The sequence below is a fragment of the Streptomyces sp. NPDC020884 genome, assembly GCF_044333935.1.
Taxonomy (GTDB): domain Bacteria; phylum Actinomycetota; class Actinomycetes; order Streptomycetales; family Streptomycetaceae; genus Streptomyces.
Genome location: NZ_JBIRRY010000009.1, coordinates 219,954 through 245,360, shown reverse-complemented (window position 1 = coordinate 245,360; position 25,407 = coordinate 219,954). Strand labels below are relative to the sequence as shown.

Annotated in this window: 25 protein-coding genes; 8 read left to right on the top strand and 17 right to left on the bottom strand. The window is 72.1% G+C overall.

Translation table 11 applies throughout. From position 1 onward, the window contains the following. Position 1: 1 nt before the first annotated feature. Positions 2 to 883, bottom strand: coding sequence for a 16S rRNA (cytidine(1402)-2'-O)-methyltransferase (gene rsmI, locus ACH4UK_RS26795; protein ID WP_398360325.1), 882 nt, complete (start codon positions 881 to 883; stop codon positions 2 to 4). 53 nt (positions 884 to 936) lie between these two features. On the opposite strand from rsmI, the gene ACH4UK_RS26790 reads away from it, so the two are divergent. Beyond that, positions 937 to 2,703, top strand: a complete 1,767-nt coding sequence (locus ACH4UK_RS26790) for a dolichyl-phosphate-mannose--protein mannosyltransferase (protein WP_398360323.1) — start codon at positions 937 to 939, stop codon at positions 2,701 to 2,703. Between the two features lie 135 nt (positions 2,704 to 2,838). Here the strand turns inward: ACH4UK_RS26790 and ACH4UK_RS26785 are convergent, their stop codons facing one another. Next, entirely contained in the window at positions 2,839 to 3,006 is a 168-nt protein-coding gene (locus ACH4UK_RS26785; RefSeq protein ID WP_398360657.1) for a hypothetical protein, read from the bottom strand. Positions 3,007 to 3,138: 132 nt separating this feature from the next. Then, positions 3,139 to 3,660: a hypothetical protein gene (locus ACH4UK_RS26780; protein ID WP_398360322.1), complete on the bottom strand. Its 522-nt coding sequence runs from the start codon at positions 3,658 to 3,660 to the stop codon at positions 3,139 to 3,141. Positions 3,661 to 3,871: 211 nt separating this feature from the next. On the opposite strand from ACH4UK_RS26780, the gene ACH4UK_RS26775 reads away from it, so the two are divergent. After that, on the top strand, positions 3,872 to 4,717 hold the full coding sequence (locus ACH4UK_RS26775; protein ID WP_398360320.1) for a hypothetical protein: 846 nt from the start codon (positions 3,872 to 3,874) through the stop codon (positions 4,715 to 4,717). A gap of 56 nt (positions 4,718 to 4,773) precedes the next feature. On the opposite strand, the gene ACH4UK_RS26770 is transcribed toward ACH4UK_RS26775, so the two are convergent. Further along, the gene (locus ACH4UK_RS26770) at positions 4,774 to 6,171 is read right to left on the bottom strand and encodes a hypothetical protein (RefSeq protein ID WP_398360318.1); all 1,398 of its coding nucleotides are present in this window, start codon (positions 6,169 to 6,171) and stop codon (positions 4,774 to 4,776) included. A 239-nt stretch (positions 6,172 to 6,410) separates the two neighbouring features. Between ACH4UK_RS26770 and ACH4UK_RS26765 the strand changes: the two genes are divergently transcribed. Continuing rightward, positions 6,411 to 8,048 (top strand): penicillin-binding transpeptidase domain-containing protein, encoded by a 1,638-nt coding sequence (locus ACH4UK_RS26765; RefSeq protein WP_398360316.1) that lies wholly within the window; start codon positions 6,411 to 6,413, stop codon positions 8,046 to 8,048. 30 nt (positions 8,049 to 8,078) lie between these two features. Here the strand turns inward: ACH4UK_RS26765 and ACH4UK_RS26760 are convergent, their stop codons facing one another. Next, a complete protein-coding gene (locus ACH4UK_RS26760) occupies positions 8,079 to 8,654 on the bottom strand; it encodes an exonuclease domain-containing protein (protein WP_398360314.1) in 576 nt (191 codons plus the stop codon). A 33-nt stretch (positions 8,655 to 8,687) separates the two neighbouring features. Next, positions 8,688 to 9,884 (bottom strand): MFS transporter, encoded by a 1,197-nt coding sequence (locus ACH4UK_RS26755; RefSeq protein WP_398360312.1) that lies wholly within the window; start codon positions 9,882 to 9,884, stop codon positions 8,688 to 8,690. 50 nt (positions 9,885 to 9,934) lie between these two features. Between ACH4UK_RS26755 and ACH4UK_RS26750 the strand changes: the two genes are divergently transcribed. The 3 genes from ACH4UK_RS26750 to ACH4UK_RS26740 are packed head-to-tail and all read left to right on the top strand — an operon-like array spanning position 9,935 to position 12,131. Further along, on the top strand, positions 9,935 to 10,711 hold the full coding sequence (locus ACH4UK_RS26750; RefSeq protein WP_398360310.1) for an AraC family transcriptional regulator: 777 nt from the start codon (positions 9,935 to 9,937) through the stop codon (positions 10,709 to 10,711). 53 nt (positions 10,712 to 10,764) lie between these two features. Further along, complete coding sequence (locus ACH4UK_RS26745) at positions 10,765 to 11,283, top strand: YbaK/EbsC family protein (RefSeq protein WP_398360307.1); 519 nt, start codon at positions 10,765 to 10,767, stop codon at positions 11,281 to 11,283. Next, the gene (locus ACH4UK_RS26740) at positions 11,280 to 12,131 is read left to right on the top strand and encodes an EamA family transporter (RefSeq protein WP_398360305.1); all 852 of its coding nucleotides are present in this window, start codon (positions 11,280 to 11,282) and stop codon (positions 12,129 to 12,131) included. The genes ACH4UK_RS26745 and ACH4UK_RS26740 overlap by 4 nt, the downstream gene beginning before the upstream one ends. A gap of 58 nt (positions 12,132 to 12,189) precedes the next feature. On the opposite strand, the gene ACH4UK_RS26735 is transcribed toward ACH4UK_RS26740, so the two are convergent. Next, on the bottom strand, positions 12,190 to 13,731 hold the full coding sequence (locus ACH4UK_RS26735; RefSeq protein WP_398360303.1) for an alanine/glycine:cation symporter family protein: 1,542 nt from the start codon (positions 13,729 to 13,731) through the stop codon (positions 12,190 to 12,192). 834 nt (positions 13,732 to 14,565) lie between these two features. Further along, on the bottom strand, positions 14,566 to 15,000 hold the full coding sequence (locus ACH4UK_RS26730; protein WP_398360302.1) for a hypothetical protein: 435 nt from the start codon (positions 14,998 to 15,000) through the stop codon (positions 14,566 to 14,568). Between the two features lie 93 nt (positions 15,001 to 15,093). On the opposite strand from ACH4UK_RS26730, the gene ACH4UK_RS26725 reads away from it, so the two are divergent. Beyond that, positions 15,094 to 15,591, top strand: coding sequence for a GNAT family N-acetyltransferase (locus tag ACH4UK_RS26725; protein ID WP_398360300.1), 498 nt, complete (start codon positions 15,094 to 15,096; stop codon positions 15,589 to 15,591). A 52-nt stretch (positions 15,592 to 15,643) separates the two neighbouring features. On the opposite strand, the gene ACH4UK_RS26720 is transcribed toward ACH4UK_RS26725, so the two are convergent. The 7 genes from ACH4UK_RS26720 to ACH4UK_RS26690 all read right to left on the bottom strand — a co-directional run bounded on the left by ACH4UK_RS26720 (position 15,644) and on the right by ACH4UK_RS26690 (position 21,548). Further along, on the bottom strand, positions 15,644 to 16,180 hold the full coding sequence (locus tag ACH4UK_RS26720; RefSeq protein ID WP_398360298.1) for a hypothetical protein: 537 nt from the start codon (positions 16,178 to 16,180) through the stop codon (positions 15,644 to 15,646). 75 nt (positions 16,181 to 16,255) lie between these two features. Then, positions 16,256 to 16,738 carry a GNAT family N-acetyltransferase gene (locus tag ACH4UK_RS26715; RefSeq protein ID WP_398360296.1) on the bottom strand — a complete coding sequence of 161 codons (483 nt, stop codon included), beginning with the start codon at positions 16,736 to 16,738 and terminating at the stop codon, positions 16,256 to 16,258. 85 nt (positions 16,739 to 16,823) lie between these two features. Continuing rightward, positions 16,824 to 17,621, bottom strand: a complete 798-nt coding sequence (locus ACH4UK_RS26710; RefSeq protein ID WP_398360295.1) for an SDR family NAD(P)-dependent oxidoreductase — start codon at positions 17,619 to 17,621, stop codon at positions 16,824 to 16,826. After that, entirely contained in the window at positions 17,618 to 18,784 is a 1,167-nt protein-coding gene (locus tag ACH4UK_RS26705; protein ID WP_398360629.1) for a serine hydrolase domain-containing protein, read from the bottom strand. Before ACH4UK_RS26705 ends, ACH4UK_RS26710 begins: the two co-directional genes overlap by 4 nt. Positions 18,785 to 18,959: 175 nt before the next feature. Next, positions 18,960 to 19,739, bottom strand: a complete 780-nt coding sequence (locus ACH4UK_RS26700) for an energy-coupling factor ABC transporter ATP-binding protein (protein WP_398360293.1) — start codon at positions 19,737 to 19,739, stop codon at positions 18,960 to 18,962. After that, a complete protein-coding gene (cbiQ, locus tag ACH4UK_RS26695) occupies positions 19,727 to 20,488 on the bottom strand; it encodes a cobalt ECF transporter T component CbiQ (protein WP_398360291.1) in 762 nt (253 codons plus the stop codon). The genes ACH4UK_RS26700 and cbiQ overlap by 13 nt, the downstream gene beginning before the upstream one ends. A 1-nt stretch (position 20,489) precedes the next feature. Next, a complete protein-coding gene (locus ACH4UK_RS26690; RefSeq protein ID WP_398360289.1) occupies positions 20,490 to 21,548 on the bottom strand; it encodes an energy-coupling factor ABC transporter permease in 1,059 nt (352 codons plus the stop codon). Between the two features lie 272 nt (positions 21,549 to 21,820). On the opposite strand from ACH4UK_RS26690, the gene ACH4UK_RS26685 reads away from it, so the two are divergent. After that, positions 21,821 to 22,255 carry an SsgA family sporulation/cell division regulator gene (locus ACH4UK_RS26685; RefSeq protein ID WP_398360287.1) on the top strand — a complete coding sequence of 145 codons (435 nt, stop codon included), beginning with the start codon at positions 21,821 to 21,823 and terminating at the stop codon, positions 22,253 to 22,255. A gap of 186 nt (positions 22,256 to 22,441) precedes the next feature. Here the strand turns inward: ACH4UK_RS26685 and ACH4UK_RS26680 are convergent, their stop codons facing one another. Then, complete coding sequence (locus ACH4UK_RS26680; RefSeq protein ID WP_398360285.1) at positions 22,442 to 24,673, bottom strand: MMPL family transporter; 2,232 nt, start codon at positions 24,671 to 24,673, stop codon at positions 22,442 to 22,444. Between the two features lie 121 nt (positions 24,674 to 24,794). After that, on the bottom strand, positions 24,795 to 25,367 hold the full coding sequence (locus ACH4UK_RS26675; protein WP_398360283.1) for a TetR/AcrR family transcriptional regulator: 573 nt from the start codon (positions 25,365 to 25,367) through the stop codon (positions 24,795 to 24,797). Positions 25,368 to 25,407: the final 40 nt, after the last annotated feature.

Below are 25,407 nucleotides of genomic sequence, written 5' to 3'. Positions count from 1 at the left end.
CCTACGGCTTCGGCGGGGCCTTCTCCGCGTTCTTGGCGGCCACCACCGCGTCGAAGACGTCCCGCTTGGGCAGCCCGGCAGCGACGGCAACGGCGGCGATGGCCTCCTTGCGCCGCTCCCCCGCCTCCTCGCGCACCCGCACGCGCCGCACGAGCTCCTCGGCGTCCAGTCCCTCGTCGCCGGAGTCGGTCGCACCCTCCACGACGACGGTGATCTCCCCCCGCACCCCGTCGGCGGCCCACACGGCCAGCTCGCCGAGCGGACCGCGCTTGACCTCCTCGTACGTCTTGGTCAGCTCCCGGCACACGGCGGCGCGGCGCTCGGCGCCGAAGACCTCCGCCATGGCGGCGAGGGTGTCGTCGAGCCGGTGCGGGGCCTCGAAGAAGACCATCGTGCGCCGCTCGTCCCCGACCTCACGGAGCTTGGAGAGCCGCTCACCGGCCTTGCGGGGCAGGAACCCCTCGAAGCAGAAGCGGTCCACGGGCAGCCCGGAGAGCGCGAGCGCGGTGAGCACGGCGGACGGCCCCGGCACGGCGGTGACGCGGATGTCCTGCTCCACCGCGGCGGCGACGAGCCGGTAGCCGGGGTCGGAGACGGACGGCATGCCGGCGTCCGTGACGAGCAGGACCCGCGCGCCCCCGGTCAGGGCCTCCACCAGCTCCGGCGTACGGGCGGACTCGTTCCCCTCGAAGTAGGAGACGACACGCCCCGAGGTGTGGATGCCGAGCGCCTGGGTGAGCCGGCGCAGCCGCCGGGTGTCCTCGGCGGCGACGACGTCGGCCCGCTCCAGTTCGGCGGCCAGGCGTGGCGGGGCGTCCGCCACGTCACCGATGGGGGTCCCTGCGAGCACGAGCGTTCCAGTCGTTCCAGTCACATCAGCCATCCTCGCAGCACGGGCAGCACCCTTCGCACAGATGCGTTCCCTACGATGGCGCGGTGACGAGTACCGCACCCGAGACCCAGCGGGGCCAAGACGCCGGGGACCCGCTCGGCGAACAGCCGACCTCCTGGCAACGGCGGCTGCGCCGCTTCGGCCATGTCCCCCGCCCGGAGACCTCCCTCCGCGACCGGCTGGACCCGCCGTACACCCGGCCGGGACGGCAGATGTGGTCGGTGCTCGCGATCCCCCCGCACGTCGCCGACCGGCTGGTGCGGTGGTCCGGCTGGGGCGGTCCGCTGCTGGTGACCCTGGTCGCGGGGCTGCTGCGGTTCTGGAAGCTGGACCAGCCGCACGCGGTGATATTCGACGAGACGTACTACGCGAAGGACGCGTGGGCGCTGGTCAACCAGGGGTACGAGGGTTCCTGGCCCAAGGACGTCGACAAGCTGATCCTGAAGGATCCGTCCTCCGTCCCCATCCCGACCGACCCGGGCTATGTGGTGCACCCGCCGGTCGGCAAGTGGATCATCGGCTTCGGTGAGCAGCTGTTCGGCTTCACGCCGTTCGGCTGGCGCTTCATGGTGGCGGTGCTCGGCACGCTCTCCGTCCTGCTCCTCTGCCGGATCGGCCGGCGGCTGTTCCGCTCCACGTTCCTGGGCTGCCTGGCGGGCCTGCTCCTCGCGGTGGACGGCCTGCACTTCGTGATGAGCCGGACCGCGCTGCTCGACCTGATCGTCATGTTCTTCGTGCTGGCCGCGTTCGGCTGCCTGGTGGCGGACCGCGACCACTCCCGGCGCAGGCTCGCCGACGGGCTGCCGGTGGACGAGGAGGGGGTGCTGCGGCCGGACGCCCGGGTCGCGGAGACCCTGCGCCTGGGGTGGCGGCCGTGGCGTCTGGCGGCGGGCGTGATGCTGGGACTGGCCTTCGCCACGAAGTGGAACGGCCTCTACGTCCTGGCCGCGTTCGGCCTGATGACGGTCCTGTGGGACGTCGGCGCACGGCGCACGGCGGGTGCGGTGCACCCCTACCGGGCCGTGCTGCGCCGCGATCTGATCCCCGCCTTCTTCTCCACGGTCCCGGTGGCGATCGTCACGTACATCGCCTCCTGGACCGGCTGGATCGTCACGGACAAGGGCTACTACCGCAACTGGGCGGCCACCGAGGGCAAGGACTCCGGCTGGTCCTTCCTGCCGGACTGGCTGCGCAGCCTGTGGCACTACGAGAACCAGGTGTACGACTTCCACGTGGGCCTGACCTCCGGCCACACCTACGAGTCGAACCCCTGGAGCTGGCTCGTGCTGGGCCGGCCCGTGTCGTACTTCTACGAGGAACAGGCCGGCTGCAAGGAGTCGGCGACCGGCAAGTGCGCCAGCGAGGTCCTCGCCATCGGCACCCCGCTGCTGTGGTGGCTGGCGTGCTTCGCCCTCGCATATGTCGTCTGGCGCTGGTTCTTCCGCCGCGACTGGCGGGCGGGCGCGATCGCCTGCGGTGTGGTGGCGGGGTGGCTGCCCTGGTTCTTCTACCAGGAGCGCACGATCTTCCTCTTCTACGCGGTGGTGTTCGTGCCGTTCCTCTGCCTGGCGGTCACGATGATGCTGGGCGCGATCGTGGGCCCGGCGGCGGGCACGGGGGCACGGGCCGAACTGGGCCTCACCGCCCAGGACCCCACCGGCGAACGCCGCCGCACGCTGGGCGCGATCGCGGCGGGCGTGCTGGTGCTCCTGATCATCTGGAACTTCATCTATTTCTGGCCCCTGTACACCGGGACGTCGATTCCCGAGGACCTGTGGCGGGACCGGATGTGGCTGGACACGTGGGTGTAGGAACTCGGGTCGGCCGCCACGGCAGTTGACCGGCCCCCCTTTTTGACGTGCGGGTGGGCCGCGACGCCATTCCGTCGCGGCCCACCCGCAGGGGAAACCGTCGTTCGGCCATGGATCGCCCATGGCGCCGGCGGACTAGAAGAAATGCTTTCGCCCACCGACCGCGCGGCCGGTCGCGCCCAGAATCCACAGGATGGCGCCGACCACGATGAGGATGCCGCCGACCGTGGTCAGCAGCGACATCCCGATAAGAAAGCCGACTATGAGCAGAAGAAGTCCGAGAATGATCACGTTGAATCCCATCGTCAAGTTCGATTAGGCGTGTGCACCTGTATTCACAACGGCTGCAGTGCACCCATCGGTTCGTCCCGGTGCCGAATGTCCGCCAGAACTCGTTGCGTTCGTCCTTGTGCCCACCGATTCAGCGCTCACGCATCACGGCGTCGATGATGTTCGCCGCTGTCGCGCCAGGAATATCGCGGCCACCACCGAAAGGGTCAGGAAGAACAGCGCACCGGCGGCCGCCATCCACGCCAGCACGAGCGCGCCGCCGCCCCCGACGTCGTCCTCACGGGCGACCACCCGCGGGTCGTCCGCCTGGTACCGGACGGTCATGGTCGCGCCGACGGAGCTCTTGCCCCCTCCGCTGCCCACCGGAAGATCCACCACCACGGTCCGCCCACCGGCCTCGAACTCCACCTCGCACTGGCCCGTCATGCACGCGCCGCTGGTGTGCAGGGTCGCCTGAGCCCGCTCGCCGCCCTGGAGGGAGCGCAGGTGCTGAGCCGCCGGGAACATCACCAGCACCGAGAGCGCGCCCAGCAGCAGCCCGAGGGCCAGCGACATCACCAGGGACGCGCGCGGCCCCAGGTGCTGCGCGCCGCCGCCGGACGCGCCCGCGCCCGCGTTCGCCGGAGGGTGCGCTCCGGGCGCGCCCACGTTCGCTTCGCCGGCCAACCGACTCTCCTCCCGCCCATCGGCACCGAGCCGACGTTCCGTGGTCCTCGTGCCTGCTCGTGCCTGCTCGTGTTCGAGCAGGGTAGACGGGTCGCCGGGGGTGAATTCAGGGGTGATGTCGGCACACCGGACCGGTCCCGGCTGCCTGCTGTCGGCAACCAGGGCCCCCTCGCGTACGTTGAGCGCCATCGTTCGAACGGAAGGCATCAAAGTGAAGGCGTACGACCTGGGGTTCGGGGAATCCGCGGACGAGCTGTCGGTCCGGCCCGGCAAGACCGTCGGGATCGATCTGCCCGACGCCCGCGTCGCCGGGTGGTGCGGCGGCCGTGCGCCCGGCATCGAGCCGGCCGGGTGGCCCCGGAGTCCCGTCACCGGACTGCCGATGACCCATGTCATCACCCTCGAACTGCCCGAGGACTACCGGCGCAAGGGCGCAGACCTGGTGGCCATCGCCTTCTTCCACGCCGACGACCATGTCGCCGACGACATCGAGGGCGTCGCCGAGCTGCTGGAGGGCACCGCGCCCACCGCGGAGCAGGCCGCCGATCCGTTCTTCGCGGCGGTGGCCGCGACGGCGGCGGCACGCCATCCCCGACAGCAGGACCTGGAGGACCTCATCGGCGGCGCGCACGCGCTCCTGTGGCTCACCGCCGAGGAGTTCGCCGCGCCGCGCGTCGATCCCCCGGCCGACATCCGGCCCGCCGGGCTCGGTGACCGGTACAGCCGCGGCCAGAACGCCTGGGACGACAGCGCCCCCGAGACCACGGTCTGGCTCGGCGAGCGCACCGGCGACCCGAACACCGGCATCGCCCCGTCGGAGGACGGGGCGGGCGGTTATGCGGCCGCCTGGTCCTCGGACGACGAGAAGCTCGAGGCGTTCTGGTCCTCCGTCGAGGGAATCTCCCACCTCGGCGGCACGGTGATGCCCTGCCAGGGGATGCCGGATGGGCTGACCCCCTATGTGTTCGAGCTGGAGGACGGCGTCGGCGGGCTCAACCTCGGCGGCGGCATCGCACAGATCGACCTGGAGTCGGACGTCTTCGACTGGGCGCAGTAGCGGGCCGGCCCGCCGGCCCGCCGGCGCCCGGGGCTCCTCGGCGGCGCCCCGTCGGCTCAGTCGCCCCCGCAGCCGCCGCCGCAGCTCGACCCGCAGCTGGAGCCGCAGCCGCCCCCGTCGTGCCGGCGGCCGGAGTCGTTCCCGCTCGCCCGGGGCGACGGGCGGGGCGGTGGGTTCCTGCGGCGCTCCTCCGCCTCGCGTTGCGCCGCCCGGTAGCGTTCCGCCCGCTCCCGGCCCTCGCGGAGTCGCTCGCGCTGCCGGGCGGGGCCGTCCGCCGGTTCCCAGGGGCCCAGCCCGTGGCGGCCGCCCGGACGGAGCGGGGCGGTGGTCACGGTCTCGTACATCCGCCCCATCTCCTTCTGGCGGTGGTATTCGGCGCAGGCGTAGGCGAGGACGACCTCGTCGCCCTCGGCGAGGGTGCCGTACAGAACCGCTTCGAACGGCTCGTGCCTCGGGTCGATGTCGTGGTGCCCGTTCCCCACCCCGTACGCCGAGCCGCTGCCCAGCAGCCGCGTCATGGCGCGGGTGTCGCGCTTGCGGGGGACGTAGGCGACCAGGGGCCGCGCCGTGCGGGTGCGGGCGTCCGCGCACACCCAGTGGCGTCCGTCCGCCCCGGCCCGGACGCCCACGATCAGGGCCGGCTGCTCCTCCTCGAACAGCCGCCGCGCCGCCCGGTGGGCGAGCTGACCCCAGCCGCCGAAGGTCGTGCCGGCCACGAGCAGCACCAGACCGATGCGCTGCTGCCCGAGGGCGTCGTACGGGACACCGGCCGAGGTCAGGTCCTGGATCAGGCCATCGGTGAGGATGCCGACGGCGACCAGGCAGAGCGCCAGCCCGAGGTAGACCTGTGCGTGGCCGCGGTGGCCGTCCGACTCCGGGGCGCCCTCGGGCAGCGGGAAGCGACGCTTTCCGGCCGCGGCGAGGGCCAGGGCCCGCTGTCGGCGCCGGGCCCGCAGCCGCAGGCAGCTGCCCGTGACCGCCACGGCGCAGGCGGCGAGGACGACCAGGTGGCCGGCGGTCCCCACCCGGTCGGAGTCTTCGCGCGAGGCCAGGGACAGGCCCGCCTCCACCGCGACGTACAGCGCCGCCGGAACGGCCGCGACCGGGACGTACCGGTACCAGAGCGGCAGGGCGGTCATCAGGAGCACGCCCGGGTAGCGCAGCCAGTCCGTGCCGTCCCCGGGACCGCCGCCCCAGGCCCCGGACGCGGACGAGAGCCCGAACAGCAGGATGTACGCCGCCACGACCAGGGCGGCGAGGATCCAGCCGCCCACGAGCGGGGTGAGCGCGGCCGGGACCCCCGCCTTCCGCCATCGTTCGGCGTCGGCCACGCGCCAGATGGCGACGCCGCCGGAGAGCCGGGTGACCGCGCCGTCTCCGGTCACGGACCAGGTGTCGCCATCGCCTTCGGGCAGGATCCCGGGCGGCAGACGCTTGATGTGATAGGCCGTCACCGGTCCACCGCCGCACGCCCCCGTGTGCCCATCCCGCACGCCCCCCGACGCTCGCTCCCCGCGCATTCCCGACCAGTCTGCCCACGACGGTCCTCCATCACACGGCGGAGAGAGCGCCTTCCGGCCACGCATTCCGGTCCGGTAACAACGCCCTCACGGTCCGCCACAACCCCTTAGGGTTCCTCACAGTTGCCCCTTGAACATGTTCAAGGGGCTCTCCTGGGGAGGGGGACTGCGGGATGCGCAGTGGAGCGAAGGTCGCCGTGATCGGCGGAGCGTTCGTCCTGGTGGCCGGTGGGATCGGTTACGGGGCGTACAGCATGCTCGGGGACACGGGCGGCGGGGACGGCGGTACGCGCAACGCGTCGGAGTCCTCGAAGGTGAAGACGGGACCGCCGAGTGCGCAGGAGATAGCGGAGACGTCCAAGGGCTTCTTCGACGCGTGGGCGGCCGGGGACGCCGAGGCCGCGGCTCTCCTCACCAACAACGAGGCGGGCGCGGAGCCGGTGCTCGCCTCGTACGGCGAGGACGCCCACATCGGCAAGGTGAAGGTCACCCCCGGCCCGGCCGTCGGCACGAAGGTGCCGTACACGGTCAAGGCCACCGTCGCGTACGAGGGCAGGTCGAAGCCGCTGTCGTACGCCTCGGAGCTGACCGTGGTCCGCGGCCTGACGACGGGCAAGGCCCTGGTCGACTGGGCCCCCACGGTCGTGCACCCGCAGCTGACGGAGGGCGCGACGCTGAGGACCGGCGAGTCCTCGACGCCGACGATCGAGGCCGTCGACCACAACGGGACGGTGCTGACCAAGGAGAAGTACCCCTCGCTCGGGCCGATCCTGGACACGCTGCGCGAGAAGTACGGTCAGAGCGCGGGCGGTTCGGCCGGTATCGAGACGTGGATCGAGCCCGCCGACGAGACCCAGCCGGACGTCAACCTGCTGACCCTCTCCAAGGGCAAGCCCGGCAAGGTGCAGACGACGCTGGACGCGGGCGCGCAGGCGGCGGCCGAGCGGGCGGTGAAGAAGTACGCGCAGGCCTCGGTGGTCGCGGTGAAACCGTCCACCGGGGCGATCCGCGCGGTGGCCAACAACCCGGCGACCGGGTTCAACGCGGCGATGCAGGGGAAGCAGGCGCCCGGCTCCACGCTGAAGATCATGACGGCGGCGATGCTGCTGGAGAAGGGCCTGGTCACGGCGAACGGGGCGGCGGAGTGCCCCAAGGAAGCCCGGTACTACACCCGCACGATCCACAACCTGGAGCACTTCTCGCTGCCGGACGGCTCCACGTTCACGCAGAGCTTCGCCAGGTCCTGCAACACCGCCTTCGTCAAGCTGATCGACGACGTCGACGACGACTCGGCGCTCGCCAAGGAGGCGCGGGAGGTCTTCGGGATCGGTCTGGACTGGAAGACCGGGGTCGTCACGACCGACGGCAGCGTGCCGGAGGAAGTGCAGGGGGAGGCCGCCGCCCAGTACATCGGCCAGGGCACGGTCCAGATGAACGCCCTCAACATGGCGTCCGTCACCGCCACCGCCCGCACCGGCACCTTCCGCCAGCCGGTCATCGTCCCGCAGTCCCTGGACGACCGGCAGTTGGCGAAGGCCTCGCGCACGCTGTCTCCGTCCGTCTCGCAGCAGCTCACGACGATGATGCGCGCCACCGCCGCCTGGGGCACGGGCGCGAAGGCGATGGCCTCGGTGGGCGGCGACAAGGGCGCCAAGACCGGTTCGGCCGAGGTCGACGGGCAGGACACCTCGAACAGCTGGTTCACCGGCTTCAGCAACGACCTCGCCGCCGCGGCGGTCGTCCAGGTCGGCGGCCACGGCGGCGACGCGGCGGGCCCGGTCGTGGCCGAGGTGCTGCGCGCGGGCGGCTGAGGCCCCGCGGCCCCACGCGCCGGACAGGTCCTAGGAGGCGACCGCCCAGTCCCCCCGCCCCGCCAGGTCCAGCACCAGGGCGGCGATGTTCCACGCGTCGTCGTCGCCCCGGTGGTGGCGGCCCTCCAGCGGGAGGCCGGCCACCGTCAGCGCCTGCGCCATGCCGGGGCGGCGGCGCAGCCCGTACGAAGCGGTGAAGGCGGCCTTGGCATTCGTATGCCATCGGCCGAAGGGGTAGGCCGCACCCGTCGCCCGGCACTGGCGGGTGAACTGGTTGCGGTCGTAGTCACCCCAACTGGCCCACGGCAGAAGGCCGCTGTGGTGCTCGGCCGCCAGCACCCGGCACGCCTCCGCGAAGGACAGGCCGCCGTCCACCTCCGGCTGCGTCAGCCCGGTCAGCTCCGTGCAGAACGGGCTGACCGCCGAGCGCGCGGGCCGGACCAGCAGCCGGTGCTTGGCCACCCGCTCGCCCGCGCGCAGGTCGACGACGGTGAGGCCGATCTCGATGATCTCGCTGACCTGGCCGGGCGGCGGCTGCCCTTCCCAGCAGGTCGCTTCGACATCGACCACGTTCACCAGGTGCTCGCGCTGCTCCCCCCTGTCCATGGGGGCGAGGGTAGAAGCACGTCCGCCCCCGGGTCATCCGGGTTTCGCGGCCCCGCTCCCGGAGCGGGCGGCGACCCCGGGCAGCCGCGGCCGCGGCCCGCCCGGTTCGGACAGGGTGCGCAGGAACAGCCAGCTCAGCAGGGGCATCGCCACGAGCGGCGCCAGGGCCGTCTGCAGGGACGTGGCGTCGGCGAGGGCGCCGATGGCGGGCCCGGCGAGGCCGCCGATGCTGACGGTCAGTCCGAGGGTGATCCCGCTGGCGGTGCCGACCCGGGAGGGCAGGTAGTCCTGCCCGAGCGTGACCTGCAGCGAGAAGGGCACATACAGACCGGCCGAGGTCAGTGCCACGAACAGGTAGACGGCCGGGCCGGGCACCCACACCACGCCCGCGACGGCCACGGCCGTGATCAGGTACGACCGGCGCGCGACCGCCACCCGGTCCCATCGGGCGGCCAGGGACCCGCCGAGCACCGAGCCGATCGTGCTGCCGAGGTAGAGCACGGACAGGGCCGCGGTGCCCACGGCCATGCTGCCGCCCAGGCGCTGACGGACGTACAGCGAGATGAAGGTGCTCAGGCCGATGAACGCGACTGATCGGAAGACCACGGCCAGGGACAGCTTCACGAAGGAGCCGATGTCGTCGCTGCCGGCCGGCGGCGTCGTACCCGGTCCGGCGGCCTCCCTCCGCTGCAGGGCGCGCACCACGGGCAGGCACATCACGGCGCCGGCGAGGGCCGGCAGCACGAGCAGGGGCGTCCAGCGCAGCCCTCCGGTGGTCACCACGGCGGCGACCATGAGCGGGGCCAGCGCGAAGCCGACCGTGCCGCCCGTGGAGAACCAGCCCATGGCCCGGTGGCTGCCCCGGCCGGCGATACGGGCGACCCGGGCGGATTCGGGGTGGTAGGCGGCCACCCCGACCCCCGACAGCGCGACGAACGCCAGGGTGAGCGGGTAGGAGCCGCTCAGCCCGCTCAGCGCGATGCCGACACCGCCGAGCAGCGTGCTGACCGGCAGCAGCCACGGCATGGCCCAGCGGTCGGTGAGTGCGCCGAACACCGGCTGCGCCACGGAGGACAGCAGCGAGGCGGCCAGCACGATGCCCGAGGCGACCGCGAAGGAGTAGGAACGCTCGGCGACGAAGAACGGCACCAGGGCCGCCACGGAGCCCTGGTAGATGTCGACACAGGCATGGCCCACGGACAGCAGAACGATGGGTGTGTTCCTTCGCATCCCGCCATGCTCCGACCCACAGAGCTGTCGCGCTTTCGATAAACTGCCATATGATGCCGAACATCCGCCACGATCCCCTTCGCCAGGATCCCGTCCGGCACGACCCCGTGGCCCCGACCCGCACGCGGCGGCTCGCGCCCGGCGGCTCGATCGACGCCCACCGGCACGACGACCACCAGATCGTCTACGCGGGCCGCGGGGTGCTGGCGGTCACGACCAGCGAGGGATCCTGGGTCGCCCCGGGCACACGCGCCATCTGGGTGCCCGCCGGCACCGTGCACGCACACCGGGCGTACGGCGAACTCGATCTGCACCTGGTGGGGCTGCCCGTCTCCGAGAACCCGCTCGGCCTCGACGCACCGACCGTGCTGGCCGTCAGCCCGCTGCTGCGCGAACTGCTCATCGCCTACACACGCACCGGGGACGACGAAAGCCCCGAGCGGGCCCGCCTGCGCGCGGTGCTCCTCGACCAGTTGCGGGCCTCCGCCCAGCAGCCGCTGCATCTGCCCACTCCCACCGCTCCCCTGCTGCGCACCCTGTGCGACATCCTGCAGGCCGACCCGGGCGACGGCCGCACGCTCGCCGAGCTCGGCCGCCAGATCGGGGCGAGCGACCGGACCCTGTCCCGGCTGTTCCGCGGTGACCTCGGCATGACCTTCCCGCAGTGGCGGACCCAACTGCGCCTCCACCACGCCCTGATCCTCCTGACCGAGCGGACGCCGGTGACCGCGGTGGCGCATCAGTGCGGCTGGTCGTCCACGAGCGCCTTCATCGACGTCTTCCGCCGCACCTTCGGTCACACCCCGGGCTCCCACCCGACGGGCTGAAGCCATCCGAAGCCCCCTCGCACGCGCACTTCGCCGACCGCTAGCGTGCAGCCATGAACACATCCGAACCCACCGAAACCACTCCCGCCGCCCCCGTCTCCCACGCCCACCCCCGGTTCGCCGAGGCGCTGGCCGGGCTGGGCCTCCAGGTCGAGGTGCGCCGCTTCCCGGACGCGACGCGTACGGCGGCGGAGGCCGCGGCGGCGGTCGGCTGCGAGCTGAGCGAGATCGTCAAGTCCCTGGTCTTCACGGCGGACGGCGTGCCGGTGCTGGTCCTGATGGACGGCTCCTCGCGGGTCGACGTCGAGCTGGTCCGCCGTGAACTGGGCGCGCAGAAGGTCAAGCGGGCGGACGCGGACCTGGTCCGGGAGACGACCGGGTACGCCATCGGCGGCGTACCGCCCTTCGGCCACGCCACCCGGACCCGGGTGCTGGCGGACCGGCGGCTGCTGGACCACGCGGTGGTGTGGGCCGCCGCGGGCACCCCGCACACGGTGTTCCCGCTCGACCCGAAAACGCTGATCGCCCACGCGGGCGCGACGGTCACGGATGTGCGCGAGCCCGCCAAGTGACCCCCCTGGTCGCCGCCGCGGTCCTCATAGCCGCCGTCACGCACGCCAGTTGGAACGCCATCGCCCACGCGATCAAGGATCAGGTGGTCTCGTTCACGCTGATCTCCGGCGGCGGTCTGCTGATCGGCGCGGTGCTGGCCCTCTTCGCACCGGTCCCGGCGGCCGGGGCCTGGCCCTACCTCCTGGTCTCGGTCGCGCTGCACGTGGCGTACTTCCTGCTGCTGATGCTCTCGTTCACGCTGGGCGACTTCGGCCAGATGTACCCGATCGCCCGGGGCACGGCCCCGCTGGTGGTGACGGTCCTGGCGGCGGTGTTCGTCGGCGAGCGCCCGAACGGCTGGGCCACGGCGGGCGTGGCGGTGGCCTCCGCCGGACTGGTCGGCCTGGCGCTGTGGGGCATCCGGGGCTCAGGCAAGCGCCCGCACTGGCCGGCGATCCTGGCGGCCCTCGGTACCGGGCTCGCCATCGCCGGGTACACCACGGTCGACGGCGTCGGGGTCCGCGCCTCGGGCACCCCGCTCGGTTACGTCGCGTGGCTGATGGTCCTGCAGGGCCTGGCGGTCCCGGCGTACGCGTACTACCGCCGCCGCAACGAACTGGCCTCGCAGTTGCGCCCGTTCGCCGTGCGGGGCCTGCTGGGCGCCACCCTGTCGGTGGCCGCGTACGGACTGATCCTCTGGGCCCAGACGAAGGCCGCGCTGGCCCCGATCGCGGCGCTGCGGGAGTCGTCGATCATCGTCGGCGCGGCGATCGGCACGCTGTTCTTCAAGGAACGCTTCGGTGCTCCGCGGATCGCGGCGGCGGGGCTGATGCTGGTCGGCATCGGGCTGATGCTGCGCACGAGTTGACACCCCCCCACCCCTCCGGACAGGCAGGGGCGGAAGGGCGTCAGAGGAGGGATCGGGCTCAGACGGTAGCCTTCGTCGGCTCCTCGTCGCTGTCTCCGCCCGTCCCCTCCGTACCGCCGGCCTTCCGCACCCGCACGTATTCGAGGAAGCTGTCGAGCTCGCGCTTGACCACGGGGGCGAGGAGGTAGAGGCCGATGATGTTGATGACGGCGAGGGAGAAGAGCACCGCGTCGGCCAGGTCGATGAGGGTCTGCAGGGTGAGCATGGACCCGGCGACGGCGAACAGGGTGTAGAGGCCCTTGTAGATGGTCTCGCTGGTGCGGCTGCGGCCGAAGAGGTACGTCCAGGCCTTGAGGCCGTAGTAGCCCCAGGTGAGCACCGTGGAGATCGCGAAGAGCATCACGGCGACGGTCAGGATGTACGGGAACCAGGGCAGCACGGTCTCGAACGCGTCCGAGGTGATCGTCACGCCGCCGATGGACTCGCCGTCGCGGGCCTCGCCCCAGCTGGCCGGGTTGGCGATGACGATGGTCAGCGCGGTCATGGTGCAGATGATGACGGTGTCGATGAATGGTTCGAGCAGCGCGACGAGGCCCTCGCTGGCCGGGTGCTTGGTCTTGACCGCGGAGTGGGCGATCGGCGCGGAGCCGATGCCGGCCTCGTTGGAGAACGCGGCGCGCTTGAAGCCGATGATCAGTGCGCCGAGCACACCGCCCGCGACGCCCTCGGGGTTGAACGCTCCCTCGATGATCGTGCCGATCGCGGCGGGCACGGCGGTGACGTTGACGAGGATGACGACGAGGCAGGCGACGACGTAGATACCGGCCATCGCGGGCACGAGCCGGCTGGTGACCGAGGCGATGGAACGGATGCCGCCGAGCAGCACGATGCCGACGAGGGCTGCGACGAGGATGCCGAAGAAGAGCGCACCGCCGGAGGAGCCCATCGCACCGCTCTCGCCGCCGGTGACGGAGACGAGCTGGGCGTAGGACTGGTTGACCTGGAAGAGGTTGCCGCCGAAGAGCCCGAAGAACAGGATCATGATCGAGGAGAGGACGGCGAGGACCTTGCCGAGGCTCTTGCCGTTCTTCCCGAAGCGTTCGGCGAGCCCCTTGGGCAGGTAGTGCATCGGCCCGCCGGAGACGGTGCCGTCGGCGTGGACCTCGCGGTACTTCACGCCGAGGGTGACCTCGACGAATTTGGTGGCCATGCCGAGGAGGCCGCAGAGGATCATCCAGAACGTGGCTCCGGCGCCGCCGATGGAGACGGCGACGGCCACACCGGCGATGTTGCCGAGGCCGACCGTGCCGGAGACGGCGGCGGTCAGCGCCTGGAAGTGGTTGACCTCGCCCGCCGAGTCCTTGTCGTCGTACTTGCCGCGCACCACGTCGAGGGCGAGCCGGAACTTGCGCACCTGGACGAATCCGAACCAGCCGGTGAAGACGAGGCCGGCCACCGCCAGCCAGGCGACGATGAGCGGCACGTCCGCCCCGGCGATGGTGACGGAGTAGAAGACGATCCCGCCCAGCCAGTCGGCTATGGGCTCGAAGAACCCGCTGACGGATTCGTCGATGTTCTCGGTGATGGAGTCGAGTGTCACGTTGGCTACCTCGATGACGCAGGAACAGCGGACCGTGGGGCGTCCTGTGCCGTTCGGTGTGCGATGGGGGGACGTTTCTGGAGGGATGAGCGAATGTCGTCGTCCGGTCGGCGACCCAGCGCGTCCCATGGAGTGGACGACGATGACGGCCGCTCCGGCCTGCCACCGGGGCGGTCCCGGCACTCCGCTTCGGCGAGGGTTCCGCCTACGAAGTCGGGCATTTGTACCACGCCTTTTACCAGATCTTTAGTGACGCAGATCACTCTTGCAGGTAACGCGCGTGAAGATGCCGGGCGAGTGACGTCATCGTTATGCGGGATCGCAGATACGTTTATCGGACACCTATCGACAGGTCAGAGGGGGCGCCCCCGGTCGGAGGGGGTGTTCCCACCCCGCTTACCCCGCCGGTCGCCTCGTAGACAGACCGGCGCGGCTCATCAACCCGTCACACGTGCCGCGCAGTACTCCCGGACCGCGACGAGGACCGCAGCGTCCGACCAGATCCGCGCCGCCCAGGGAATGCCCCCACGACGACGACCGGCCCCGGCGCCGTTCACGCAAGAGCCTCGGAACGCCATCGTGCACGGACGCCTGAACCGAAGGGCCGGGACTTGTCGTGGAGGCACTGGCCGACCACTGGGGCATCACTCCCCGGGCCCGTTCCCCGCAAGACCGTGCGGGCGGAATTCGACCTCGTACGCGTGTGGTTGTTGAGTTCGCCCACGGGGATCCGGGGGGGGGGCAGCCGCGACCTCCGGGGGATCATGGGGTGTCGAGTCCCTGATCACCGCGGCGGTTCCGATGCCGCCGACTTCGTTCCCGTTGCGCAGTCCCCTAGAGGGACATGCCGCAGTACAGGCGCTGTCGCGGCCGGGCGGCGCGGGCGAGTTCGCCGAGGCGTTCCAGGAAGTCGGCCAGGAGCCCTGGGTCCTGTCCGTCGCCGTCCTCCGTGCGGGTCCACGCGGTGGCGGTTTCCAGCAGGCGCTCCGGGGTGGCCGCCGCGAGGGCGTCGCGGAGGCTGTCGGTGAGCGAGACGAGCCAGGGCCCTTCGCTCTCGGGGTCGTTGAGCAGTGCGCAGAAGCGGGGGTCGGCTTCCACCTGCTCCTCGGGCACCCCGGTCAGATGGGCCTCGACGGCTCCGAGCAGCACGTAGGGGTCCGCCCCCTTGAGGCCGAGCGTGCCGAACGGGTCGTCCGCGCAGCCGTCCGCGAACAGCGTGAGGGCCTGCCCGTCGTCGGTGGCCGCGTAGTAGTCGTAGATGTTTCCCATGGCGGGAGCGTGCCAGCTCGGGCACCGCCCCGGCCAGCGCCGCGACGCCCGCCGAGACCAGCGGGCAAGGCCTCCGCGACTACCATCCGGCCCATGACGACCACCGCGCGCGGCGAAGAGACCCACGGAAAACCGGACGGCCGACAGCCCGGGAACGGGTTCGAGAACGGTCTCGTGGACGGGTACGCCATCGACACCGATCCGGACCGCATCGACATCGGCCTGGTGCACCACTGGCTCTCCACCGACGCGTTCTGGGCGCTCGGCCGCAGTCGTGACCTCGTCGAGCGGTCCCTGCGCGGATCGCTCAACTTCGGTGTCTACGACGCCGAGGGGACGCAGGTCGCCTACGCCCGTGTCGTCACGGACCGGGCGACCTTCGCCTGGCTCTGCGACGTCTACGTGGACCCCGCGCATCGCGGCCGGGGCCTCGGCGTGCGGCTGGCGACCGCCGTACGCGACCACCTCGCCCCGTACCGGCTCAAGCGGACCCTCCTCGCCACGCTCGACGCCCATGAGCTGTACGCCAAGGTCGGGTTCGTGCCCGTCGCCGATCCCACGATGCTGATGGTCCTGAGCCCGGAGTCCTAGCGGCCCTCCTCCGCCGGGAAGAGGCTCGGGGATCGCGCGTCGGCCGGTGCGTTCACTCCGTGGCGCCGCGCCTGCCGGCGAAAGCCGCCCCGGCGACCGTCCACGTGGCCATGCCCCACAGGCAGAGGGCGGAGACGAGGCCCACGGTGAGACGGACAGCACGGTCGGGGCCGTCCGTCAGCCACACGGCCACGCCCGATGCCCCGGCCACGACCAGCAGGGCGGCCGGAACGCGCAGCCGGGGCTGCTCGAACACCGCGGCGAGCGGGAGGAAGTGCAGCCCGACGACCACCGCGACCAGCGGGGGAATGAGCACCGGCACCGCGGCCCGCGAGCAGAGAACCGCGATGCCCACGATCAGCAGCCACTGGAGAGCGTTGATCTGGTTGAACCGCCGACGCCGGTCGGCGGGAAAGGGCCCTCCCGCCGACGCGGGGAGCGAACGGCGCGCCGCGAGCATCAGCCCCACCGTGACGGCGCAGCCGGCCACCACGGCGACCAGCCGGGCCGCGCCGTCGAACGCGCTCGTGGCCAGCAGCCACCAGCCGAGGCCGAACAACGCGAGGAACCCCACCCCTGACTTGAACATGATCAGGAGCCTAGGTGAGGAATCAGCCATTCCACCCGGTCGTGCCTGCGGGGATCCCGCCTCGTCGCCCCGGCCTCACCGAGCGGAGTCCGTGATCAGCTCCGCCACCACCTCCCCGTCCTCCTCCACCCCCGTCGGGCGGAAGCCGAGCGCTGCGTACAGGTGCGCGGCGGCCTGGTTCTCCGGGGCGTAGGAGAGGCGTACGGCGGTGCCGTCCGCGCGGGCGGAGAGCCAGGCCGACAGGGTCCGTACGGCGGCGCGGCCGATGCCCGTGCCCTGGTGGGCGGCGTCGATCAGCATGCCGCCGATCCAGTGCGAACCGTCCTCGTCCCGGGCCCACATGATGTGCCCGGCCACCTCGTCGCCCGCGCGGACGGCCAGTGAGGTCCAGGTGTCCTCGCGGCCGCTCAGCACCAGGTAGCGGGCGGCCAGGGCCGGGACCCAGTCGCGCTGGTCGTCGCGGGGCGCGCTGTCGGCGACCGCCCGCCAGTTGTCCGCGTCCACCGCGCACAGGGTGACGGGGCGGCCGGTCTTGTCGGTGTGTCCGTGGTCGATCATCCGCGCAGGGTAAATCCGTCCTCGCACCGGCGACCACGGGATTTCGCGGCTGCCGCGGGCCCGTTCCGCCACCGGCGGCCCCGGATCACGGCTGCGTCATCGCCTGCCGGAAGCCGGTGTTCACCGCGAGGATCCCGCCGTCCACGCGCAGCGTCGTCCCGGTGATCCAGGCCGCGTCCGTGGAGGCGAGGAAGGCGACGGCGGACGCGACGTCCTCGGGGGTGCCGACGCGGCCGAGCGGGTAGAGGGCGGCGGCCCGGTCCAGTTCGGCGTCGCGGCCCGCCCAGGCGTCGGTGCGGATCGTGCCGGGGGCGACCAGGTTGACGCGCACGCCGCGCGGTCCCGCGTGGCCCGCCAGCGTACGGGTCAGGCTGGTCAGGCCCGCCTTGGCGGCGCTGTAGGCGTGGCCGCCGAAGGACTGTTCGCCGTTGACCGAGCCGATGGTGACGATCGCGCCCCGGCCCGAGGCGGCCAGGTGCGGCAGCGCGGCGCGGGCGCAGCGGAACGGGCCGGAGAGGGTGATGTCCAGGTCGCGTTCCCAGACCTCGTCCGTCTCGTCCTCGAAGAGCGGCTCGTCCTCGCCCGCCGCGTAGGCGTTGTTGACCAGGACGTCCAGGCCGCCGAAGGTCTCGACCGCGTACGCCACCGCCGCCTCGACCGCCGCCCGGTCGGCCACGTCGCAGACGAGGGGTTCGGCGGTGCCGCCCGCCTCGCGTACCGCCGCCGCCGTGCGGGCGGCGCGCTGCGCGTCCAGGTCGGTGACCAGTACGCAGGCCCCTTCCGCCGCCAGACGGCGGGCCGTTGCCGCGCCGATGCCTTGGCCGGCAGCCGTGATCAGGGCGCTGTATCCGGCAAAACGGGCTGGTGTCCGGGCTGGTGTCATAGCGCCGACCGTACTGCCCTGACCAGGGCCTGGGCACGGGGGTCGGCGGTGACTCCCTTCTGGAGTCCGTTGGTGACATAGCCGAGCGCGATGCCGGACTCGGGGTCGGCGAAGCCGAGGGAGCCGCCGCGTCCGGGGTGGCCGAAGGAGCCGGGGCCGAGCAGCGGGGCGGCCGGGCCGTGCAGCATGTAGCCCAGGCCGAAGCGGGTGTTGACGACGAGGACGCGGTCCGGGCCCGCCGACTCCTCGGTGCGGGCCAGGGTGAGCGTGGCGGGGGCGAACAGGCGGCGGTGGCCGTCGACGGGACCGATCATCGCGGCGTAGCAGCGGGCCAGGCCCCGGGCGGTCGCGATGCCGTTGGAGGCGGGGAGCTCGGCCGTGCGGTAGGCGGGGTCGTTCTCGTCGGGGAACGGGTCGATCGCACCGAACGCCCTGCGGGTGAGGGAGTCCGGGTCGCGGTAGGCCTCCACGACGGAGCGTTTGGGGCGGACGCGCAGCGCGCCCGATGCGGCGGAGCCGGCCGGGGGGCCCACCGGGCCGATGCGGCCGATGCGGTGCGCCTCGTCGGCAGGGAGCCCGAACCAGAAGTCGAGGCCGAGCGGGCGGGCGATCTCCTCGGCGATCCAGCGGCCGATGGTGCGGCCGGTGGCGCGGCGGACCAGCTCGCCGATCAGCCAGCTGTAGGTCTGGGCGTGGTAGCCGTGGTCGGCGCCGGGCTCCCACTGCGGGCGCTGGGCGGCGACGGCCGCGGGCCCGGAGACCCCGTCGGCGGCCTCGGCGGGGGTGAGGGGGGTGTCCAGGGCGGGGATCCCGGCCCGGTGGGCGAGGAGGTCGCGGACCAGGACGCGTTCCTTGCCGTTCGCCGTGAACTCCGGCCAGTAGGTGGAGACCGGGGCGTCCAGGTCGACCTGCCCGCGCTGGTGGAGGAGCAGGGGGACGGCGGCGGCGATGCCCTTGCCCGCCGACCGGACGATCTGGACGGTGTCGACGGCCCACGGTTCGGCCCCGTCGACGTCTCGCGTACCGGCCCACAGGTCGACGACCTTGCGCCCGTGGCGGTAGACGGCGACGGCCGCGCCGCGCTCCCCGCGCTGCTCGAAGTTACGGACGAAGGCGTCCGCGACCGGTTCGAATCCGGCCGCCACCGTGCCCCGTACGTCCACGGTCACGGCCGCGGCCGCCTCCGTACCCCTTGCTCCCGCTCCCGTGTCCGGTTCCGGTTCCGCTTCCGCGCCCGCCGTGCTCACTCCCGCGCTCCCGCTCATCCCCCCATGGTGCACGTCCCGGTGGGGTGCGTGGGGAGTGGGTCACCGTCACCACCGCACTGTCACGATCTGTTTACGACGATGGAACGGTGACCGAACGCGGATCGAAGCCGAACGGCAGCTCCAGCCGGTGGGAACGCATCAACTTCTCGTCGCGGAGCAGGTCCTGGGTGCGGTCGTCGGCGGCGATGACGCCCTCGCTGAGGATGACGGCGCGCGGGCAGAGCTCCAGGGCGTACGGCAGGTCGTGGGTGACCATCAGCACGGTGACGTCCAGGGACCGCAGGATGTCGGCCAGTTCGCGGCGGGAGGCCGGGTCCAGGTTGGAGGAGGGTTCGTCCAGGACGAGGATCTCCGGCTCCATCGCAAGGACGGTGGCCACGGCGACGCGGCGACGCTGCCCGAAGGAGAGGTGGTGCGGCGGCCGGGCGGCGAACTCCTCCATGCCGACCTGCTTCAGCGCGTGGCGGACCCGCTCCTCCAGCTCCGGGCCGCGCAGTCCGGCGGAGGCGGGCCCGAAGGCGACGTCCTCGCGGACGGTGGGCATGAACAGCTGGTCGTCGGGGTCCTGGAAGACGATGCCGACGCGGCGGCGGATCTCGGCGAGGTTCCGTTTGGCGACCGGGAGGCCGGCGACGCGCACCGTGCCCGAGCCGGCGTCCAGGATGCCGTTGAGGTGCAGGACGAGGGTGGTCTTGCCCGCTCCGTTGGGGCCGAGGAGCGCGACGCGTTCGCCGCGTCCGACGGTCAGGTTCACCCCGAAGAGGGCCTGGTGGCCGTCGGGGTAGGCGTAGGCGAGGCCGCTGACTTCGAGCGACGGGGTGTCCTTCATGGAGGCGGTCACAGGGTCCATCCCAACAGACAGACGGCGAGGGCGAGTGCGGGGAGGGCCGCCGCGTACGCCCACTGGGTGCGGGTGGCGGTCGCCTCGTCGATGACCGGCATCGTCCCGGTGTAGCCGCGGCTGACCATGGCGAGGTGGACGCGTTCGCCGCGTTCGTAGGAGCGGATGAACAGGGCGCCCGCCGAGGCGGCGAGCACCCGCCACTGCCGTACGCCGCGCGCCTCGAACCCCCGGGAGCGGCGGGCGATCGACATCCGCCGCATCTCGTCGGTGACGACGTCCCCGTACCGGATCATGAACGAGGCGATCTGCACGAGCAGCGGCGGCAGCCTGAGGCGCTGGAGGCCGAGCAGGACGGCGCGCAGTTCGGTGGTGGAGGCCAGCAGCACCGAGGCGGCGACGCCGAGGGTGGCCTTGGCCAGGACGTTCCACGCGCCCCAGAGGCCGGGGACGCTGACGGAGACGCCGAGCACGGCTGTCTGCTCGCCCGGCACCACGAACGGCATGAGCAGGGCGAACGCGACGAACGGCACCTCGACGACGAGCCGTCTCAGCAGGAAGCCGGCGGGGACGCGGGCCACGGCGGCGACTGCGGCCAGCAGCGCCGCGTACAGCCCGAAGGCCCACATCGCCTCGCGCGGGGTGGAGACGACCACCAGCACGAAGCAGAACACCGCCGCGAGCTTGCAGTGCGGGGGCAGTTCGTGGACCGGCGAGTGTCCGTGCCGGTAGAGCTTGTGGGCGTGGCCCGCGCCCATGTCAGGCGTTCTCGTGATCGCGGGAGGCGCCGGCGCGCCCGTCCTCGCGGCGGCGGCGGACCGCCCAGAACACCCCGGTGCCGACGACGACGGTGGCGCTGACGCCGATCACCCCGGCGAGCCCGCCGGAGAGCCGGGCGTCCGCGATGTCGCCGACGCCGTAGTCGGCGAGCGGGGAGTCGGCCGCGCCGTGCTCCTCGGCCTTCTCGTCGATGCCCTGGTCGGCGGCGACCTTCTCCAGGCCGTCCGGGTCGGCGGAGGCGTAGAAGGAGACGACGCCGGCGAGCAGGAACGCGGAGACCAGGCCGGTGATCCAGAACCCGCGGGTGGAGCGGGCCGCGGCCGGTTCGGGGTCGCGGGGGGCGGCGGGGGCGTCGACCAGTTCGCCGTCGATCCGGAGCTTGAGGGGGGCGGCGAGCCCGCTGACGCCGTGGACCAGGTCGGGGCGCACCGCGAGGACCGCGCCCACGGTCAGCGCGGTGATGACCGCCTCGCCGATGCCGATCAGGGTGTGCACGCCGACCATGGCCGTGAAGACCTTGCCGATCGGGATGTCGGTGGTGCCGCCGATCCAGTAGAGCAGCGTGAAGACCGCGGCGGCGGCCGGTACGGAGACCAGGGCGGCCACGAAGGCGGAGGCGGTGGCCGACCGGCGGGTGCGCGGGAGCACCCCGGTCAGCAGCCGGAACAGGCCGTACGCGACGAGGACGGTGACCACGCCCATGACGGTGATGTTGACGCCGAGGGCGGTGAGGCCGCCGTCGGCGAAGAAGATGCCCTGCATCAGCAGGACCACCGCGACGCAGAGCACCCCGGTGTAGGGCCCCACGAGGATCGCGGCCAGCGCCCCGCCCATGAGATGCCCGCTGGTGCCGGCCGCGACCGGGAAGTTCAGCATCTGCACGGCGAAGATGAAGGCGGCGACGAGCCCGGCGAGCGGCGCGGTGCGCTCGTCCAGTTCGCGGCGCGCTCCGCGCAGGCTGACGGCGACCGCACCGGCGGCGACCACCCCGGCGGCCACGGAGACAGGTGCATCGATGAATCCATCGGGTACATGCATGGGAGGCTCCGCTTCCTGCAGGGTCCGCGCGGTCTCCGCGCCCGTGCGGTCGCGGTCCTGCGGGCGGGGTCATGAACCCATCAATCATAGTGCCGTCCTGCAAACCATGCGCAAGAGCGGAAACCTGGCATGTGCCTCACGAGGGCCGAGGAGTCACCCCCACACCCGCTCGCCTGCTCACCCGCCGTCACGCGAGCACACGCTCACCGCGCCACTTCCCTGAAATATGGGACATTAGAGGACAGAGCGATACATATAGGAGGAGCCGGCCCATGTCCCCTGTGATCGAAGTACATGCCCGAGCCCGGCTCATCACCGATGGCCCTCTGACCCGTCCGGTCCCCGTCGACCTGCGCTACGACCCGGCCGACGAACGGCGCACCGTCCACATCGGGCTGCCCGACGGAACCGACTGGGCCTTCGGCCTCGACCTCCTGGAACGCGGTCTGCGGACCCCGATCGAGCGCGGCGCCGTCCGCGTGTGGCCGTGCGGCCGTACGCAGCTGATCGTGGAGCTGCACTCGACGGACGGGGTCGAGGTGTTCCAGTTCGAGATCCGGACGCTGATCCGCTTCCTCGCCCGAACCCGCGCGCAGACACCGGCCACGGCGCCGGACGCCGACCGGGAGCCGCAGCCGCCGTCCCGCACCACCCGCCCGGAGCGGAGCGCCCAGCCGAAGCGGGGCGCCCAGCCGGCCCACGGCTGAGGGCGCCGCGTCCGAGGAACGAGGAAAGCCCCCGTGCTGTTCGCACGGGGGCTTTCTCTGTGCCCCGGCCCCCGTCCCCACAGGTAACCGGCGCTTCCGGGACCGCGCTCCGCTCGGACACGGCCCCGGAGTCGGGGCGACGCGCTCGGGTCGGGGGACCCGGGCCGCCGCGTGCGGGAGGGGAGGTCAGACGCGGACGAGCTCGCGCTCGCCCTCGCCGCCGCCGTCCCCGTGCCCCGCGGGACCGGGCTCCTCGGTCAGCTGCTTCTGCAGCTTCTCGCCCTCCACGTCCACGTTGGGCAGCGCACGGTCCAGCCAGCGCGGCAGCCACCAGGCCCGCTTGCCGAGCAGGGCCAGGACGGCGGGCACGATCGCCATCCGCACCACGAAGGCGTCGAAGAGCACGGCGACCGCCAGCGAGAAGCCGATCATCTTGACCATCTGCTCGCTGGAGCCGATGAAGCCGGAGAAGACCGCCATCATGATCACCGCCGCGGCCGTGACCACCCGCGCACCGTGCTGGAAACCGGTCACGATGGCCTGCCCGGGGCTCTCGCCGTGGACGTACGCCTCACGCATCCGGGTGACGAGGAAGACCTCGTAGTCCATCGCGAGACCGAAGACCACACCGACCATGAAGATCGGCATCATGCTCATGATCGGACCGGTCTGCTCGACGCCGAAGAGCGAGCCGAGCCAGCCCCACTGGAAGACCGCGACGACCGCGCCGAGGGCCGCGACCACCGAGAGCAGGAAGCCCAGGGCCGCTTTCAGCGGGACGAGGACCGAGCGGAAGACCAGCATCAGCAGCAGGAACGCGAGGCCGACGACGAGCGCCAGGTAGGGCAGCAGCGCGTCGTTCATCTTCTGCGAGAAGTCGATGTTCATCGCGGTGGCGCCGGTGACCAACACCTCGGCGCCGGTGTCCGACCTGACGTCCGCACCCGCGTCGCGGATCGAGTGGACGACGTTCTCCGTCGCGACGGAGGACGGCCGGTCCTTGGGGATGACCGTGATCGTCGCGGTGTCGCCGGCCTTGTTGAAGGCGGGCGGGATGACGGCGCCGACGCCGATGGACTCGATCTCCTCCGAGACCCGTGCGGCGGCGGCCTTGCCGTCGGAGCTGTTCTTCGTGTCGACGACGACCAGCAGCGGCCCGTTGAACCCGGGGCCGAAGCCGTCCGAGAGCATGTCGTACGCCTGGCGCTGCGTGGTCGACTTCGGCTGCGCGCCGTCGTCGGGCAGGCCCATCTCGAGCGAGGCGGCCGGTACGGCGATGATGCCGAGGCCGAGGACGCCGACGAGCATGACCCAGACCGGCTTGCGCAGCACGAACCGCGCCCAGCGGGTGCCCATGTTCGGCTTGGCCTCGGGGCTCTCCTCCACCGCGGCGCTCTTGCGCGCCTTGCGGCCGATGACCCGCTTGCCCGCGAAGCCGAGGGCGGCCGGGACGAGGGTGAGCGCGATGAGGACGGCGATGGCGACGGTCGCTGCGGCGGCCAGGCCCATCTTCGTCAGCATCGGGATGTTGACGACAGCGAGGCCGGACAGGGCGATGACCACGGTCAGGCCGGCGAAGACGACCGCGGATCCGGCCGTGCCGACGGCCCGCCCGGCGGCTTCCTCGCGTTCCCGGCCCGCGGCCAGCTCGGCGCGGTAGCGGGAGACGATGAAGAGCGCGTAGTCGATGCCGACCGCGAGGCCGATCATCGTGGCGAGGATCGCGGTGGTGCTGCCGAGGTCCAGCACGCTGGCCAGCGCGGTGATCGACCCGACCCCGATCCCGACCCCGACGATCGCGGTCAGCAGCGAGAGCCCGGCGGCGACCAGCGAACCGAAGGTGATGACCAGGACGACGGCCGCGATGCCCACCCCGATGACCTCGGCGGCCCCGGTGTGCGGCATGACCTGGAGCGCGTCACCGCCGATCTCCACCTTCATGCCGCTCTGCTGGGCGTCCTTGCCCGCGTCCTTCAGCGCGTTCGTGGTGTCCTTGCTCAGCTCCATGGAGCTGACCTTGTAGTTGACCGAGATGTACGCCGTCGAACCGTCCTGGCTCACGGCCTGCTGCTCGAACGGGTCGGCGACCGCGGCGATCTGCTTCGAGCCGGACCGCAGCTCCTTGACGATGCCGGTGATCTCGCCCTTGTTGGCGGAGTCGGTCACCTTCTCGCCCTCGGGCGCCTTGAAGACGACGCGGGCGGTGGCGCCGTCGGCACTGGAGCCGGGGCTGCGCTGTTCCAACAGGTCGAAGGCGCGCTGCGCCTCCGTACCGGGAATCGAGAAGGAGCTGGAGGTGTCGGTGGGCGCGGTGGCCATACCGATTCCGGCGACCGCCAGCAGCGCCACCCAGATCAGGGCGACGAAGCGGCGGCGGCGGAAGGTGAGCCGTCCGAGCTTGTAGAGGAAAGTGGCCACGAGGGCGTACTCCCGGTCAGGTCGTATGAGTGGAAATCGGGCGTGAGGAACCAGCCCGACGACGAGAGCGGCGTGTCAGGTGGAGCGTCGGGGAGAGGGCCGTACGGGTGGGACGGGGACGTCAGACACCGAGAGCGGGGAGAATCACGGAGTCCACGTAATCGATGAGGAACGCCTGGTCGAGCGGGCGGTCCTCGATCAGCTGCCGGGCGGCCAGTGCGCCGACCAGCATGTGCGGGATGTACTTCAGCGCCGGATTGTCCGGGCGCAGCTCACCCCGGTCCACCGCCCGTTGCAGCAGCTGGTCGAGACCGGTCATCTCCGGTTCGATCAGCAGCTCACGCAGGGCCTGGAGCAGCTCGGGGAACTCATGGACGGCATGGCTCAGACCCCGCATCAGCGCGGCGTCCTTCTCCATCTGGCAGTCGTCGGTCCGGCTCAGCGCGGCATGGAAGTCCCCGCGCAGCGAACCGGTGTCGATGTCCGAGAGGCTCCCCGGCTTGTTGTGCCGCAGCGCCTTCGCGACCAGCTCGGGCTTCGAGCCCCACTGGCGGTAGAGGGTGGCCTTGCTCGACCGGGTGCGGGCGGCGATGGCGTCCATGGTCAGGGCGTCGTAGCCGACCTCGCGGAGCAGGTCGAGGACGGCCTCGTAGAGCTCGCCCTCACGCTCGGGGGTCAGCCTGGTGCGTGCCATGTGCCGACCTCCTTCGCGTTCGCTTCACCTGTCCGGTGTC

Coding starts and splice junctions, on each gene's coding strand:
- rsmI (WP_398360325.1), bottom strand. CDS start 883: ATGGCTGATGTGACTGGAACGACTGGAACGCTCGTGCTCGCAGGGACC.
- ACH4UK_RS26785 (WP_398360657.1), bottom strand. CDS start 3,006: ATGGGATTCAACGTGATCATTCTCGGACTTCTTCTGCTCATAGTCGGC.
- ACH4UK_RS26765 (WP_398360316.1), top strand. CDS start 6,411: ATGCGCAGTGGAGCGAAGGTCGCCGTGATCGGCGGAGCGTTCGTCCTG.
- ACH4UK_RS26760 (WP_398360314.1), bottom strand. CDS start 8,654: ATGGACAGGGGGGAGCAGCGCGAGCACCTGGTGAACGTGGTCGATGTC.
- ACH4UK_RS26755 (WP_398360312.1), bottom strand. CDS start 9,884: ATGCGAAGGAACACACCCATCGTTCTGCTGTCCGTGGGCCATGCCTGT.
- ACH4UK_RS26750 (WP_398360310.1), top strand. CDS start 9,935: ATGATGCCGAACATCCGCCACGATCCCCTTCGCCAGGATCCCGTCCGG.
- ACH4UK_RS26745 (WP_398360307.1), top strand. CDS start 10,765: ATGAACACATCCGAACCCACCGAAACCACTCCCGCCGCCCCCGTCTCC.
- ACH4UK_RS26730 (WP_398360302.1), bottom strand. CDS start 15,000: ATGGGAAACATCTACGACTACTACGCGGCCACCGACGACGGGCAGGCC.
- ACH4UK_RS26725 (WP_398360300.1), top strand. CDS start 15,094: ATGACGACCACCGCGCGCGGCGAAGAGACCCACGGAAAACCGGACGGC.
- ACH4UK_RS26720 (WP_398360298.1), bottom strand. CDS start 16,180: ATGTTCAAGTCAGGGGTGGGGTTCCTCGCGTTGTTCGGCCTCGGCTGG.
- ACH4UK_RS26715 (WP_398360296.1), bottom strand. CDS start 16,738: ATGATCGACCACGGACACACCGACAAGACCGGCCGCCCCGTCACCCTG.
- ACH4UK_RS26710 (WP_398360295.1), bottom strand. CDS start 17,621: ATGACACCAGCCCGGACACCAGCCCGTTTTGCCGGATACAGCGCCCTG.
- ACH4UK_RS26700 (WP_398360293.1), bottom strand. CDS start 19,739: ATGGACCCTGTGACCGCCTCCATGAAGGACACCCCGTCGCTCGAAGTC.
- cbiQ (WP_398360291.1), bottom strand. CDS start 20,488: ATGGGCGCGGGCCACGCCCACAAGCTCTACCGGCACGGACACTCGCCG.
- ACH4UK_RS26690 (WP_398360289.1), bottom strand. CDS start 21,548: ATGCATGTACCCGATGGATTCATCGATGCACCTGTCTCCGTGGCCGCC.
- ACH4UK_RS26685 (WP_398360287.1), top strand. CDS start 21,821: ATGTCCCCTGTGATCGAAGTACATGCCCGAGCCCGGCTCATCACCGAT.
- ACH4UK_RS26675 (WP_398360283.1), bottom strand. CDS start 25,367: ATGGCACGCACCAGGCTGACCCCCGAGCGTGAGGGCGAGCTCTACGAG.